This is a genomic window from Enterobacter oligotrophicus, assembly GCF_009176645.1.
GTDB classification, from domain to species: Bacteria; Pseudomonadota; Gammaproteobacteria; order Enterobacterales; family Enterobacteriaceae; genus Enterobacter; species Enterobacter oligotrophicus.
Map to the genome: position 1 here is coordinate 3659147 of NZ_AP019007.1, position 13445 is coordinate 3672591.

A 13445-nucleotide genomic window follows, 5' to 3' on the forward strand; every position below is an offset into this window, starting at 1 on the left:
GCAGGATGCGATCACCTTGCATTGTGTGCTGCTTCGGGTTTGAATTACGGGTAGAATAGCCGGTTTTCGTCCACACACGTGTTTACATGGAATCTTCGATGTTAAAAATCTTTAATACAATGACGCGCCAGAAAGAGGAATTTAAACCTATCCATGCCGGGGAAGTCGGCATGTACGTGTGTGGTATTACGGTTTACGATCTCTGTCATATCGGCCATGGTCGTACCTTCGTTGCCTTCGACGTCGTTTCACGCTACCTGCGTTTCCTGGGGTATAGCCTGAAATACGTGCGCAACATCACCGATATCGACGACAAAATCATTAAACGCGCTAATGAAAATGGCGAAAGTTTTGTCGCGCTGGTGGATCGTATGATCGCGGAAATGCACAAGGATTTTGACGCCTTAAATATTTTGCGCCCGGACAGCGAGCCGCGCGCGACCCACCATATCCACGAAATTATTGAGATCACGGAAAAGCTGATCGCACGCGGCCACGCTTATGTCGCCGATAATGGCGACGTGATGTTCTCTGTGCCAACCGATCCAACTTACGGCCAGCTTTCCCGCCAGGATCTGGATCAGCTGCAGGCTGGCGCGCGCGTGGACGTGGTTGACGTGAAGCGTAACCCGATGGACTTCGTACTGTGGAAGATGTCCAAAGAGGGCGAACCAAGCTGGCCATCCCCGTGGGGTGAAGGCCGTCCTGGCTGGCACATTGAGTGCTCAGCGATGAACTGCAAGCAGTTGGGCAAACACTTCGATATTCACGGCGGCGGCTCGGATCTGATGTTCCCGCACCACGAAAACGAAATCGCCCAGTCAACCTGTGCGCACGGCGGCGAATACGTGAACTACTGGATGCACTCCGGCATGGTGATGGTTGACCGCGAGAAGATGTCCAAATCTCTGGGCAACTTCTTCACCGTGCGTGACGTGCTGAAGTATTACGATGCGGAAACCGTGCGCTACTTCCTGATGTCTGGTCACTATCGCAGCCAGCTGAACTACAGCGAAGAGAACCTGAAGCAGGCACGTTCGGCGCTGGAGCGTCTGTACACCGCCCTGCGCGGCACCGACAAGTCTGTTCCTGCGGCGGGCGGCGAGGCGTTTGAAGCACGTTTCGTAGAGGTGATGAACGACGACTTCAACACGCCGGAAGCGTACTCCGTGCTGTTCGATATGGCGCGTGAAGTGAACCGCCTGAAATCTGAAGATATGGCAGCCGCCAATGCGCTGGCCTCTCACCTGCGTAAGCTCTCTTCCGTGCTCGGCCTGCTGGAGCAGGAGCCAGACGTATTCCTGCAGAGCGGTGCGCAGGCGGACGACGGTGAAGTGGCGGAGATTGAAGCGTTGATCAAGGCGCGTCTGGAAGCGCGTCAGGCGAAAGACTGGGCGGCAGCAGATGCTGCACGTAATCGTCTGACCGAGATGGGTATCATTCTGGAAGATGGCCCGCAGGGAACGACCTGGCGTCGTAAGTAAGTCCGTAATGCCCGGTGGCGCTTACGCTTACCGGGCCTACAGGTGAAAGTAGGCCGGGTAAGGCGCAGCCGCCACCCGGATTTTTTTACCTTCTCTTCCACCATAACACTCCCATCAGCACCATCCCCGGCAGCCACACCCACAGCAGTTCCGAGATAATGACCTGATGCCCGTATGGCGTGGTATAGCGCGACAGCGCAAACGGCGCGACCTTGATCACCTGCCACGGCGCAAAGAACCGTTCGTCCGACCACGGCCACAGCCAGCCGACGCCTTTTCCGCCGGTGGTAATGGAATCCAGCAAACTGTGCGACAGCAACGACACGGTTAAAAACAGCCAGCAGCGCGTCAGGCTTGCCCTGAACCATCGTCGGCCAATCAGCACGCAGAGCACCGGCACCACAAAGGCAAACAGCAGCGAATGGGTAAAACCGCGGTGGCCGAAAATATTGCCGTAGGCGACGCCGAACTTAAACGCCAGCACGTCGGCGTCGGGCAGCATGGCGAGGACGATACCGGCAAACAACAGGCGGGGAGGGATCGTTTTACGTCCCAGACCTAAGCCCAGGCACAGCGGAACAGCAGCGTGAGTGATAACGGTAGGCATTGTAATTATCCATGGCAAATCATGGAAATATAGCAGCGAAAACGCGCTTGCAGACCTGGGCTAAATTCTGATTTACGCCGACTCTCGCGCGATAAGCTGCCCGGAAAGCGTGATACGCTGCGTTTGCAGGTCCGGCTCTTTCAGCTTGCGGATCATCAGGCCTGCGGCCTGACGCCCCGTCTCTTCGCTGGTAGAGGAGACGTAGGTGAACGACGGTGAAGTGAGGTTGACGTGCAGCATATCTTCAAAGCCGACGAGTGCGACCTGCTGGGTTAAGAACACATCTTTCCCCACGGTACGCCCCACCTGGTGAATGCCGGATATCGAGCCGATCATCGCATCCGGTGAATGACACAGCAGGGCGGTGATGGTGTTGTTCTTCTCAAGTAACTGGCGAGTGACCATCGCCGCTGCCTGCGTGTCATCGCTACAGGCAGGAGAGTATTCTTCACGCCAGACCAGCCCGTTTTGCGTCATCGCGCTGCGAAAACCGAGCAGGCGCTGCTCGCGGATAAGGCAGCCCTCGCGCCCGCCAATGTAGGCGATCGTGCGGTGTCCACGCTCGATAAGATAGCGCGCGGCAAGGTTTGCCGCCTGGCGGTTATCGCGCATCACCAGATTGCATTTTTCATCCAGCAGAGACTGCGAGACCACCACCAGCGGCAGCGGACACTGGCGGATTTGCTCCGGCAGGGCAGACGTGCAGGTATCGGAGGCGAGATAAATCACGCCTGCAACACCCTGCTGTTTGAACGACAGCAGACAACGTTCCAGATGCTCACGATCGTTCAGCGGCTGGCCGAGGAAAACCATATAACCCTGCTTCTCCAGCTCCTGAACGATGCTCGCCATCACCTTGATGGAAAAGCTGTCGCTGAAGTCACGCAGGATCAGACCGATCAGGTTAGAGGTGTTGGCGCGAAGGTTGGCAGCGGCGACGTTATGAACATAGCCAAGCGTCGTGATGGCGGCGTTGACCTTCCCGATCGTCGCCTCTGAGATTTTCCCTTTCTGGCGTAGCACCAGCGAGACGGTAGAGACCGAAACGCCCGCGTGCTTTGCGACATCAATAATGCTGACTTTCTTCAAAACCGCTCCCTGAAATTTACCGATTATCAGCCAGATATGACAGCGTCTCCCAGCGTACAGGAGACGTGTCGTTCAGGCATCTTATTATTTGCCGATCATGGTGGACATGGTCTGGGCGATAAACTGTGCTCTGGCACCGAAAATCACCTGAATACCGGTGTCGCCAACGAACACCACGCCGCGCGCGCCGAGTCCGTTCAGGCCGTCTTTATCCACCGCATCGCTCTTCGCCACTTCCAGACGCAGACGAGTGATGCAGGAGCCCACAGAATCGATATTCTGCGCGCCGCCCAGCAGGCTGATGATTTCGGTGGCGAGTTCGGAGTCTGATTTATCGTTCGCACTGGCGGTCACTTCGGTACGGCCCGGCGTTTTCACGTCGAAGCGACGGATCACAAAGCGGAAGGTGAAGTAGTAAATCAGGCCCATCGGAATGCCGATGATAATGGCGTTCAGGAAATTGGTCTGGTAGCCGTTAAACGATGGCAAAATCCCGAAAGACAGATAGTCGATAAAGCCTGCCGAGAAGGACTTGGCAATATGTGCATGCATGAGATACATGGTCATATACGCCAGGCCCGCCATGATGGCGTTAAAGATATACAGAATCGGTGCCACGAAGATAAAGGTGAACTCTACCGGTTCCGTAATACCCGTCAGGAAGCAGGTGAGGGCGGCAGAGAACAAAATACCGGCTGCGATTTTCTTATTCTTCGTGTGCGCTTCGTGATACATCGCCAGACATGCCGCAGGCAGCGCGAACAGCATCAGCGGGAATTCACCCTGCATGAACTTACCGGCGTTCTGGTAGGTGTCGCTGCTGAAGGATTTCACCCCTTCTTCCAGCATCTTGAACCAGATGGTCTGGTCGCCGTGGATCACCTGGCCTGCCTGGGTGGTGTAATCCCCGAACGAATACCAGAAAGACGGATACCAGATATGGTGCAGGCCGAGTGGGATCAGCGCGCGTTCCACCAGACCGAAAATAAAGGTCGAGGCTGCCTGGTTATCGCCGTTCACCACCACGGAAAGGGCATCGATGCCGGACTGGATATGCTGCCAGACATACGGCAGCAGCAGGCCGAGCAGGAACGACAGAAACGCGGTCGCAATCGCCACAAAACGCTTGCCGGAGAAGAAGCCGAGGAACTCCGGCAACTGCATGGTGTGGAAGCGGTTATAGCACCAGGCCGCGAGAATACCGCAGATCAGGCCGCCAAAAACGCCCATCTGCAGCGTCGGGATGCCGACGACCATGGCGTATTTCCCGCCCTGAGAGGCCATTTCCGGCGTGATGCTCAGCACGGTGCTGATGGTGATGTTAGTGACAAACACCGAGACTGCCGCAGAAAGCGCCGCAATGCCCGATTCTGACGCCAGGCCGACAGCAGAGCCGATGGCGAACAGCATTGGCAGGTTATCAAAGATAACGCCGCCTGCGTTCATCATTAACGGCAGGTGGAACTTATCGCCGAAGGCCAGCAGCAGGCCCGCAGCGGGAAGCAGTGAAATTGGCAGCATCAAGGCGCGACCAATCATCGATAACTTAGACAGCGATTTAACAAACCCTGATATCAGACTCATGCTGATTTCCCCCGAGCGAGAAGCGCTTTTTTGGCGCTGTTATTGTAAGTAGAACGTTTTAGTAGAACGTTCTACTTATCGTGGGGAAAGCATGAAATTCGCGCAACTTAATTTTCACATTTCAACAGATGAAATAATGATTATTTGAAGTTGATCGATAATTAACCGTGATGGGGGTGGGGGGATTTGAGAAGAATTGCCGGGTGGCGCTGCGCTTACCCGACCTACAAAACCCGTAGGCCCGGTAAGCGCAGCGCCACCGGGCAACAAACGGCTCAGGCCGTAACCGTAACGCTCTGCCCTTCAAAGCTCACGGTCTGGCCCGCGACAATCTTGCAGCGCTTGCGGGTTTCCACCACGCCGTCGACCGTCACCAGACCGTCGGCGATAACAATTTTCGCCTGCGCACCGCTTTCGCTCCAGCCTTCCAGCTTCAGCAGATCGCACAGCTCAACGTGCGGGTGTTTACCTAATGAAAATGTGGACATCTTATGCTTCCTCCGGGTCGTGGTACTCAACGCACGCCTGATAGGTGTTCTGAATCAATGTAGCGACGGTCATCGGGCCTACGCCGCCCGGTACCGGAGTGATATACGACGCTCGCGCGGCGGCATCGTCAAACACGACATCGCCAACAACCTTGCCGTTTTCCAGTCGGTTAATACCGACATCCACGACAATCGCGCCCTCTTTAATCCACTCGCCCGGAATAAAGCCCGGTTTACCGACTGCCACGATCAGCAGGTCGGCGTTCTCAACGTGATGACGCAGGTTTTTCGTAAAGCGGTGGGTCACGGTGGTGGTGCAGCCCGCCAGCAGCAGCTCCATGCTCATCGGGCGGCCGACGATGTTGGAGGCTCCAATCACCACCGCATTCAGGCCGTAGGTGTCGATGTTATAGCGCTCCAGCAGCGTCACGATGCCGCGTGGTGTGCACGGGCGCAGACGCGGCGCGCGCTGGCACAGGCGGCCCACGTTGTATGGGTGGAAACCGTCGACGTCTTTATCTGGTGCGATACGCTCCAGTACCTTCACGTTGTCGATGCCCGCTGGCAGCGGCAACTGAACCAGAATACCGTCGATCTCGTTATCGGCATTCAGAGTGTCAATAAGTTCCAGCAGTTCCGCTTCGCTGGTGGTTTCTGGCAAATCGTAAGAGCGGGAGACGAATCCTACCTCTTCACACGCTTTTCGTTTGCTGCCGACATAAATCTGTGATGCCGGGTTGCTGCCAACCAGCACAACAGCTAACCCTGGAGCGCGAAATCCAGCCGCAGTACGCGCTTTCACTTTTCCCGCGATCTCAGAGCGCACCTGCTGCGCAATCGTTTTACCGTCAATAATCTTTGCTGCCATCAGAGAGAGGATTCCGTCTGTAACGTTTAAAAGGGGGGATGCCCTGTATTTTGTCAGAAGCGAGCGCCGCTGTCAGTCACCCTTTGCGAGAATTCCACAGCAGGCCGCAAAAACCTTTCTTAAGGCATGGTCAATTTCCTAGCCGGAATTAGGATGTCGCCTGGTGAAATGGCAGTGTTTTGACATATTTAAAAAACACATCCTGCGCTACTTTGTCTCCTCCGAAATAAGCCTTCAATTACTTAATTGAACATATTTCTTATTCCCGAACGTCGCGGGAAGGGTTATTTATATTTTAAAGGAATAGACATGAAACTCAGCAACATTGCTTCTACTGTTATTGCTACACTGGCCCTGGTCGCGGGTGCCGCTCACGCAGAAGATACCACCACTCCGGTTTCCGTAAATGGCGGTACTGTGCATTTTAAAGGTGAATTAGTGAATGCCGCATGTTCAGTCAATACTGATTCTTCTGAACAGACGGTTAAACTCGGTCAATACCGTACTGCGAAATTCACCAAAGTGGGTGACACGACTTCAAATATTCCATTCACCATCGAACTGAACGATTGCGATCCGCTGGTGGCGAAAACTGCCGCAGTTGCCTTTACCGGTCAGATTGACGCGACCGATAAAACCCTGCTGGCCGTCACCTCCGGTAGCAACGATAACACCGCGAAAGGCGTGGGTATCGAGATCCTCGACAGCAAATCCACCACTCTGACCCCAGATGGTGCGACCTTCTCTGCGGCGCAGAACCTGATTGAAGGGACCAACACCCTGAACTTCACCGCGCGCTACAAAGCCACGGCGGCTACCACCGAGCCAGGCCAGGCGAACGCGGACGCTACCTTCGTAATGAAATACGAATAATTTTTCTGCACAGGGACGTTTATGGCCTCAGGGAAGAGGTCTTTTAAACGAAAACGCCGGGAACGAAGGATGACAAGGATTGGGATAGCGCTGTTAGCCCTTGCGATTGCTCACCAGACCCTCGCGCATACCGTGGTAATTGATGGCGGGAAAGTTCACCTCAGAGGTGAGCTGGTCAACGGTGGCTGCGCCGTGGCACCTGACAGCCAGAATATGCGTATTGATATGGGGCAGTACCGCACAAATGCATTTTCCGGTGTGGGGAGCTTTTCAACGGTGAATGTGCCTTTCACCGTTCGGCTGCTTGACTGCAGCGTGGACGTCTCGCGCACCGTGGGGATTCAGTTCCAGGGGGTAACGCCTGCCGAAGATCCGCAGGTCTTTCTGGCGACATCGCGGCCAGGCGAAACGCCTGTCAGCAGCGGCGTTGGGCTGGCTCTTTTTGACGAACAACAACGCCAGATTATTCCAAATGCGACGGCGGTCAGCTGGTTGCCCATTAATTCCAGCGAGCTGGCGTTTCATTTCAGCGCCCGTTATCGGGCTATTTCCGAACAGCTCGTGCCAGGCAATATTCAGTCAGATGTCTGGTTTACGTTGATTTATCCCTGACGCCTGCGAACACATTATTAAAGGTACGGTTGTGATGAACACCCTAATTAAACCTGGACTGATCTTTTCACTTATTTTGATGATGGTGTCTGTTTCCGCGAACGCCTCCGGGGGGATTGCCCTGGGCGCGACGCGCGTTATTTATCCGGCGGATGCCAAACAGACGTCGCTGGCGATCACCAACAGCAATAAACAAGAGCGCTATTTAATCAACGCGTGGATTGAAAATGCCAGCGGCCAGAAAGAAAAAACCTTTGCCGTGACGCCGCCGCTGTTTGTCAGCGAGCCGGACAGCGAAAACACGTTGCGCATTATTTACGCAGGCCCGCCGCTGCCAGCCGACCGCGAATCGCTTTTCTACATGAACGTGAAGGCAATCCCGTCGGTAAGTAAATCACACCAGGACGGCAACAATGTCCTGCAACTGGCAATCTTATCGCGCATCAAACTGTTTGTTCGCCCGACGAACCTTGCTATGCCGCCGGAAGAGGCGCTTTCTCAGCTGCGCTTTGAGCGGGTCGGGAATCATCTCAAGGTGAGCAATGCCTCGCCGTATTACGTCACCCTGGTCAACCTGACGCTCGGCGGCAAGACGCTAAACAACCTGATGGTCGCCCCGAAAAACTCGGCGCAGCAGGTATTGCCTGCCGCAGCAGGGGGCACGCTCTCCTGGCAGAGCGTGAACGATTACGGTGCCATCACACCGGCGCGTAGTGTCAACCTGTGAGCAGAGTCAGGGCGATGAACACTCAGCAATGGCGTTACTGCCCGGTTGCACTGGCACTGATGGCAACGCTCTGGCCGCAAACCGGCTGGAGCGAAAGTTACTTCAACCCCGCCTTCTTATCCGATGACACCGCTAACGTGGCGGATTTGTCACGTTTCGAACAAGGGCACCAGCAGGCACCCGGTATCTATCGCGTGGATATCTGGCGCAACGATGAATTTATCGGCACGCAGGATGTGCGCTTTGAACAGGCCGACGACACGCCGCCAGTCGCGGGCGGATTGTCGCCGTGCATCACACGCGCGCTGCTCGATCGCTTTGGCGTCAATATCGCGGCGTTTCCTGAGCTGGCTAACGTGCAGGGGGACGCCTGTGTCCCGCTGAAAACGGCCATTCCCGGAAGCGAAACGGTATTCAACTTTGCCTCGCTGCGCCTCAACGTCAGTCTGCCGCAGGTGGCGATGCAGAACAGTGCCCGCGGCTATATTCCCCCTGAGCAGTGGGATGAAGGCATCCCCGCCGCGCTGCTGAATTACAGCTTTACCGGCAACCGGGGGAGCGACGACGACAGTTATTACCTGAACCTGCAAAGCGGGCTGAACTACGGTGCCTGGCGTCTGCGTAATAACGGCGCGTGGCGTTACTCGCAAAATAACGGTCAGCGGCACAGCGAGTGGCAGAACATTGGCACCTGGGCGCAGCGCACCGTTATCCCGCTTAAAAGCGAGCTGGTTCTTGGTGACAGTAATACCGGTAACGATGTGTTCGACAGCGTTGGTTTTCGCGGCGGGCGGCTCTACTCCTCCGACAGTATGTACCCGGACAGCATGCAGGGCTACGCGCCCACCGTGCGCGGTATCGCCCGCACGCCTGCCAAAGTGGTGATCCGCCAGAATGGCTATGTCATTTACCAGAGCTATGTGCAGCCGGGTGCGTTTGCGATTACCGATCTGAACCCGACCTCCTCAAGCGGTGACCTGGAGGTGACGGTCGAAGAGAAGGACGGTAGCCAGCAACGCTACACCGTACCGTATTCCACCGTGCCGTTACTGCAACGTGAAGGGCGCTGGAAATACGATCTGGTGGCGGGGGACTACCGAAGCGGCAACAGCGAGCAGGATACGCCGTTCTTTACGCAGGGCACGCTGATTGCTGGTCTTGCGGAGGGGTATACGTTGTATGGGGGTACGCAGCTGGCATCGCGCTATACCGCGATTGCCATCGGTGCCGGGAAAAACCTCGGAGACTGGGGCGCGGTGTCGCTCGATCTCACCCATGCCCGCAGCCAGCTTGCGGATGACAGCCGCCATGAAGGGCAATCGCTGCGTTTCCTCTACGCAAAATCACTGAACGGCTTTGGTACTAACTTCCAGCTGCTGGGCTATCGCTACTCCACCAAAGGGTTTTATACCCTCGACGATGTGGCCTGGCGTTCGATGGAAGGCTATCAGTATGGCGATGATCAGGATGATGACGGTGTGCCGGATGTGCAGAGCTATCACAACCTGACGTGGAATAAAAAAGGGCGTTTCCAGCTCAATATCTCCCAGTCGCTGGGGGATTACGGCTCTGTATATGTATCGGGTAGCCAGCAAAGTTACTGGGGAACCAGTGAATCAAACGTCTGGTATCAGTTGGGTTATGCCGGCGGTGTGCAGGGGATCAGCTACTCCGTCTCCTGGTCGTGGAACAAGTCTGTCGGAATCGACGGGATGGATCGCATCGCGTCGTTTAACGTCTCCGTGCCGTTTAGCCTGTTTACCCGCCACGGTTATCGCCGCGATAGTGCGATAGACAGGGCCTATGCCACGGCGTCAGCCAGCCGTAATAGCGACGGTGAAAGCAGCTGGCAGACTGGCGTCAGCGGCACGTTACTGCAGGATCGCAACCTGAGTTACAGCGTGACCCAGGGGCACACCAGCAATAACGGCTCAAGCGGAAGCGCCAGTGCTAACTGGCAGGCAACCTACGGCACGCTGGGCGTAGGTTACAACTACACGCGTGACCAGCACGATCTCAACTGGCAGCTCTCCGGCGGTGTGGTCGGCCATGCTGACGGTGTGACTTTCAGCCAGCCGCTGGGGGACACCAACGTGCTGATCAAAGCGCCTGGCGCAACGGGCGTCAGCGTCGAAAACCAGACTGGGGTGAAAACCGACTGGCGGGGCTATGCGGTGATGCCGTATGCCACGGTCTACCGCTATAACCGCGTGGCGCTGGACACCAACACCATGAGCAACAACACCGACATTGAAAATAATGTCTCAAGTGTGGTGCCAACCAAAGGTGCGCTGGTGCGTGCCAGCTTCGATACCCGCATTGGCGTGCGTGCCCTGCTGACCGTTAAGCGCAATAACCAGCCGGTGCCGTTTGGGGCGGTGGTGCGTGAAACCCAAAGCGGTGTCACCAGCATGGTGGGGGATGACGGGCAGATCTATTTAAGCGGGTTGCCACTTTCAGGCCAGCTGTTAATTCAATGGGGCAATGGTGCGAGCATGCAATGCCGCGCGTCTTACCGCCTCCCGGAAGAGAGCCTGCAACAGGCGATCACGCAACAGGAGATCCACTGTGATCGATAAACGACTTAATCGCCGGATTCTGCTGGCGTTATTGCTGGTCAGCCTCCCGGCAACACAGGCCCTGGCGACCGTTTGCGTAAATGAAAATGGGGTGGCGACCGATATTTTTTACGATCTGACCGACACCTTTAACAGTTCAAATAACCAGGTGGGACAGATTGTTACGCTGAGCCAAAAATCGCAGTGGGTGGGTGTCAACGCGGTCTGCCCAAAAGGAACATCCGGCACGACCACCAAACGTAGCTATGTGACTGATTTTCCGATCACAACCACGATCGATAACTACAAGTATCTCAGGCTGAATGACTACCTTGACGGCGCGATGAAGATAACCGATAGCGCCGCAGGGGTGTTTTATCCTCCGCAAAATTATATCCAGATGGGTAGCCACCCTAACGTGGCAAAAAATCAACCCTTCCCGGTAAAAGACTCTAATCTGGTCTTTCGTCTGAAGGTGACACGACGGTTCATCAATATGGTTGAGATCCCGCGGGAGACGATGTTCCGGGTTTACGTTACCACGACATCATCCGACCCGCTTAGCACGCCGGTCTACACCATCAGCTACAGCGGAACAATCCAGGTACCGCAAAGCTGCGCCATTAACGCCGGTAATATCGTGGAATTTGATTTCGGTGACATCGGTGCCTCTTTGTTCAGCAAAGCCGGCGCGGGCAACAAGCCGGAGGGCGTGTCAGCGCAAAGCAAAACCATCGCCATTAAATGTACCAACGTGGAGGCGAATGCTTACCTGACGATGCGTGTGGAAGCGGAAAAAGTTTCCGGCAGTGCGCTGGTGTCGGATAACCCGGACGTGGGTTTTGTCATTGCCAATGAAAGTGGTACGCCGCTGACGCCCAACAACCTGACCAGCAAGATCCCGTTCCGCCTGGATGACAGTGCGCAGGCGCAAGTGGGAATACGCGCGTGGCCTGTCAGCGTGACGGGCAACAAGCCTGCTGAAGGGCGATTCACCTCCCGCGGCTATCTGCGCGTGGATTACGATTAAGGAGGAGTGATGCACTACGGGATCAGGCTGGTCGCGGTAGCTCTCCTGGCGCTTCATACCCAGGCCCAGGCGACGACGGCGTTGGGGGAAATTAACATTCAGCTTTACGGCAACATCGTGGATTTTACCTGCGTGGCGGAGGGCAGCGACAGTGATAAGACCGTCTCGCTGGGCACCTGGCCGACGAAGCAGCTCAACACCACGGGCAGCCGCACTCAGGCGGTTCCTTTTACGCTGAAGCTGACGGGGTGTCCGCCGGGGGCGGCCTCTATTACATTCTCCGGTAAAGCCGACGGGAGTGATAACAGCCTCCTGGCGCTGAATGATGCCAGTGCGGCCAGCAACGTAGCGGTGGAGATCCGCGATCGGGATAAAACGCGCCTGGCGTTGCAGCAGGCCAGTCAGGAGGTGGCGGTTGACGCGGAGGGCAATGCCGAATTGTCGTTTTATGCTAATTATATTGCCACAGCCGATAATCCGCAGCCTGGCCGGGCGGATGCCGATGCGACGTTTATGATTAATTATAATTAAGCCTGACCGCACTCCCTGCAACTCACGTAAGTTGCAGGGAGTGATTTCAGGTTATAGCAATTCGTGTGCTTTGGCGTAATCAATTAATTCAACAATGCTCTGCACACCCAGCTTGGAATAGATATTGGATTTATGGGCACTGATGGTCTTGTTGCTTAATAATAACTGTTCTGCAATCTCCTTATTGGATAATCCGTTCGCGAGGTAACGCAGCACCGTTACCTCGCGATTTGATAAGGGCATATCCACAGCGGCTCCCGTCCGGGAACCCAGATGATTTATAAAGCTCAATGTTTCTGAGGGGAAAAAAGAATAGCCCGTCAGAATCATTTCAACCGCGTTATAAATCTCGCTCAAATCTTTTCGCTTGCTGACAAAGCCATTTGCCCCGGCGCGTATGGCGCGCCCGGCATAAAATAATTCAGATTTCGAAGACAGGAAAAGAACCTTTATCTCTTTGTTTAAGTTCCTGATTCTTTTAAGCAATGAGAATCCATCGGTGCCTGTCATTTCGATGTCGAGGATCACCAAATCGATGGTGTGGTTACGAATGCAGTCAAGCACTTCGTGACTATCACCAGACTTGAGTTTGACAACGATATTTTTATTTTTCTGTAGCAGGACTTCTATCGACATTCTGACGATAGGGTGTTCGTCCATAATGATAACGGATGCCGGTTTCATTTTTTATGCCTCAGATTGTTAAAAGCGTTATGCTGAGTTTTGTAAAACTCTCGTAAAGCCGGAAGGATAATTGTGCAGATCCTTATACGGTGGTATTTCCCTGGAAAGAGCGAAAGCATCCTTGTTAACGTAGTGATGGAATCAATGCCACTGCGCGGTTATGTCATTTTGCTGTCGATGGCAAAAGGAATTTTCTTATTCGTATTTGAAACACGGCTTATTATACCGTTTAAGTTTTATCCGAAAAGCCTGTAAATTAATAACTGTATATTTCCGAATATTATATTCTGGATCTTAAGAGCTATTATTT

13 protein-coding genes are annotated in these 13445 nt (G+C 54.8%); 7 read left to right on the top strand and 6 right to left on the bottom strand.

The window, feature by feature from the left end; genetic code table 11:
• The first annotated feature begins 98 nt into the window (after positions 1 to 98).
• The gene (gene cysS, locus EoCCA6_RS17510; RefSeq protein ID WP_152083724.1) at positions 99 to 1484 is read left to right on the top strand and encodes a cysteine--tRNA ligase; all 1386 of its coding nucleotides are present in this window, start codon (positions 99 to 101) and stop codon (positions 1482 to 1484) included.
• An 85-nt stretch (positions 1485 to 1569) separates the two neighbouring features.
• Here the strand turns inward: cysS and EoCCA6_RS17515 are convergent, their stop codons facing one another.
• The 5 genes from EoCCA6_RS17515 to folD form a co-directional block, all read right to left on the bottom strand.
• Positions 1570 to 2091 (bottom strand): metal-dependent hydrolase, encoded by a 522-nt coding sequence (locus EoCCA6_RS17515; protein ID WP_152083725.1) that lies wholly within the window; start codon positions 2089 to 2091, stop codon positions 1570 to 1572.
• A 72-nt stretch (positions 2092 to 2163) separates the two neighbouring features.
• Positions 2164 to 3180, bottom strand: a complete 1017-nt coding sequence (gene malI, locus EoCCA6_RS17520; RefSeq protein WP_152083726.1) for a Mal regulon transcriptional regulator MalI — start codon at positions 3178 to 3180, stop codon at positions 2164 to 2166.
• 84 nt (positions 3181 to 3264) lie between these two features.
• Complete coding sequence (locus EoCCA6_RS17525; RefSeq protein WP_152083727.1) at positions 3265 to 4764, bottom strand: PTS transporter subunit EIIC; 1500 nt, start codon at positions 4762 to 4764, stop codon at positions 3265 to 3267.
• A gap of 275 nt (positions 4765 to 5039) precedes the next feature.
• Positions 5040 to 5252: a ribosome-associated protein YbcJ gene (ybcJ, locus tag EoCCA6_RS17530; RefSeq protein ID WP_152083728.1), complete on the bottom strand. Its 213-nt coding sequence runs from the start codon at positions 5250 to 5252 to the stop codon at positions 5040 to 5042.
• A 1-nt stretch (position 5253) separates the two neighbouring features.
• A complete protein-coding gene (gene folD, locus EoCCA6_RS17535; RefSeq protein ID WP_152083729.1) occupies positions 5254 to 6120 on the bottom strand; it encodes a bifunctional methylenetetrahydrofolate dehydrogenase/methenyltetrahydrofolate cyclohydrolase FolD in 867 nt (288 codons plus the stop codon).
• A gap of 309 nt (positions 6121 to 6429) precedes the next feature.
• Here folD and fimA point away from each other — a divergent pair, with 309 nt between their 5' ends.
• From fimA to sfmF, 6 genes are all read left to right on the top strand, one after another.
• Positions 6430 to 6993, top strand: coding sequence for a type 1 fimbrial major subunit FimA (gene fimA, locus EoCCA6_RS17540; RefSeq protein WP_152083730.1), 564 nt, complete (start codon positions 6430 to 6432; stop codon positions 6991 to 6993).
• Between the two features lie 69 nt (positions 6994 to 7062).
• The gene (gene fimI, locus EoCCA6_RS17545; RefSeq protein ID WP_152083731.1) at positions 7063 to 7605 is read left to right on the top strand and encodes a type 1 fimbrial protein subunit FimI; all 543 of its coding nucleotides are present in this window, start codon (positions 7063 to 7065) and stop codon (positions 7603 to 7605) included.
• Between the two features lie 34 nt (positions 7606 to 7639).
• Positions 7640 to 8332, top strand: coding sequence for a type 1 fimbria chaperone FimC (fimC, locus tag EoCCA6_RS17550; protein ID WP_152083732.1), 693 nt, complete (start codon positions 7640 to 7642; stop codon positions 8330 to 8332).
• Positions 8333 to 8346: 14 nt separating this feature from the next.
• Complete coding sequence (locus EoCCA6_RS17555; RefSeq protein WP_152083733.1) at positions 8347 to 10911, top strand: fimbrial biogenesis usher protein; 2565 nt, start codon at positions 8347 to 8349, stop codon at positions 10909 to 10911.
• Positions 10901 to 11920 (top strand): type 1 fimbria D-mannose specific adhesin FimH, encoded by a 1020-nt coding sequence (gene fimH, locus EoCCA6_RS17560; protein ID WP_232623261.1) that lies wholly within the window; start codon positions 10901 to 10903, stop codon positions 11918 to 11920. The genes EoCCA6_RS17555 and fimH overlap by 11 nt, the downstream gene beginning before the upstream one ends.
• 9 nt (positions 11921 to 11929) lie before the next feature.
• Positions 11930 to 12451 carry a fimbria assembly protein gene (gene sfmF, locus EoCCA6_RS17565; protein WP_152083735.1) on the top strand — a complete coding sequence of 174 codons (522 nt, stop codon included), beginning with the start codon at positions 11930 to 11932 and terminating at the stop codon, positions 12449 to 12451.
• A gap of 51 nt (positions 12452 to 12502) precedes the next feature.
• On the opposite strand, the gene fimZ is transcribed toward sfmF, so the two are convergent.
• Positions 12503 to 13135, bottom strand: coding sequence for a fimbria biosynthesis transcriptional regulator FimZ (gene fimZ, locus EoCCA6_RS17570; RefSeq protein ID WP_152083736.1), 633 nt, complete (start codon positions 13133 to 13135; stop codon positions 12503 to 12505).
• Between the last annotated feature and the right edge of the window lie 310 nt (positions 13136 to 13445).

Bases quoted from the DNA above. Each gene is read 5' to 3' on its own strand.
- EoCCA6_RS17515 (WP_152083725.1), bottom strand. From the start codon at position 2,091: ATGCCTACCGTTATCACTCACGCTGCTGTTCCGCTGTGCCTGGGCTTA.
- cysS (WP_152083724.1), top strand. From the start codon at position 99: ATGTTAAAAATCTTTAATACAATGACGCGCCAGAAAGAGGAATTTAAA.
- EoCCA6_RS17525 (WP_152083727.1), bottom strand. From the start codon at position 4,764: ATGAGTCTGATATCAGGGTTTGTTAAATCGCTGTCTAAGTTATCGATG.
- fimZ (WP_152083736.1), bottom strand. From the start codon at position 13,135: ATGAAACCGGCATCCGTTATCATTATGGACGAACACCCTATCGTCAGA.
- sfmF (WP_152083735.1), top strand. From the start codon at position 11,930: ATGCACTACGGGATCAGGCTGGTCGCGGTAGCTCTCCTGGCGCTTCAT.
- fimI (WP_152083731.1), top strand. From the start codon at position 7,063: ATGACAAGGATTGGGATAGCGCTGTTAGCCCTTGCGATTGCTCACCAG.
- EoCCA6_RS17555 (WP_152083733.1), top strand. From the start codon at position 8,347: ATGAACACTCAGCAATGGCGTTACTGCCCGGTTGCACTGGCACTGATG.
- fimC (WP_152083732.1), top strand. From the start codon at position 7,640: ATGAACACCCTAATTAAACCTGGACTGATCTTTTCACTTATTTTGATG.
- folD (WP_152083729.1), bottom strand. From the start codon at position 6,120: ATGGCAGCAAAGATTATTGACGGTAAAACGATTGCGCAGCAGGTGCGC.
- fimA (WP_152083730.1), top strand. From the start codon at position 6,430: ATGAAACTCAGCAACATTGCTTCTACTGTTATTGCTACACTGGCCCTG.
- ybcJ (WP_152083728.1), bottom strand. From the start codon at position 5,252: ATGTCCACATTTTCATTAGGTAAACACCCGCACGTTGAGCTGTGCGAT.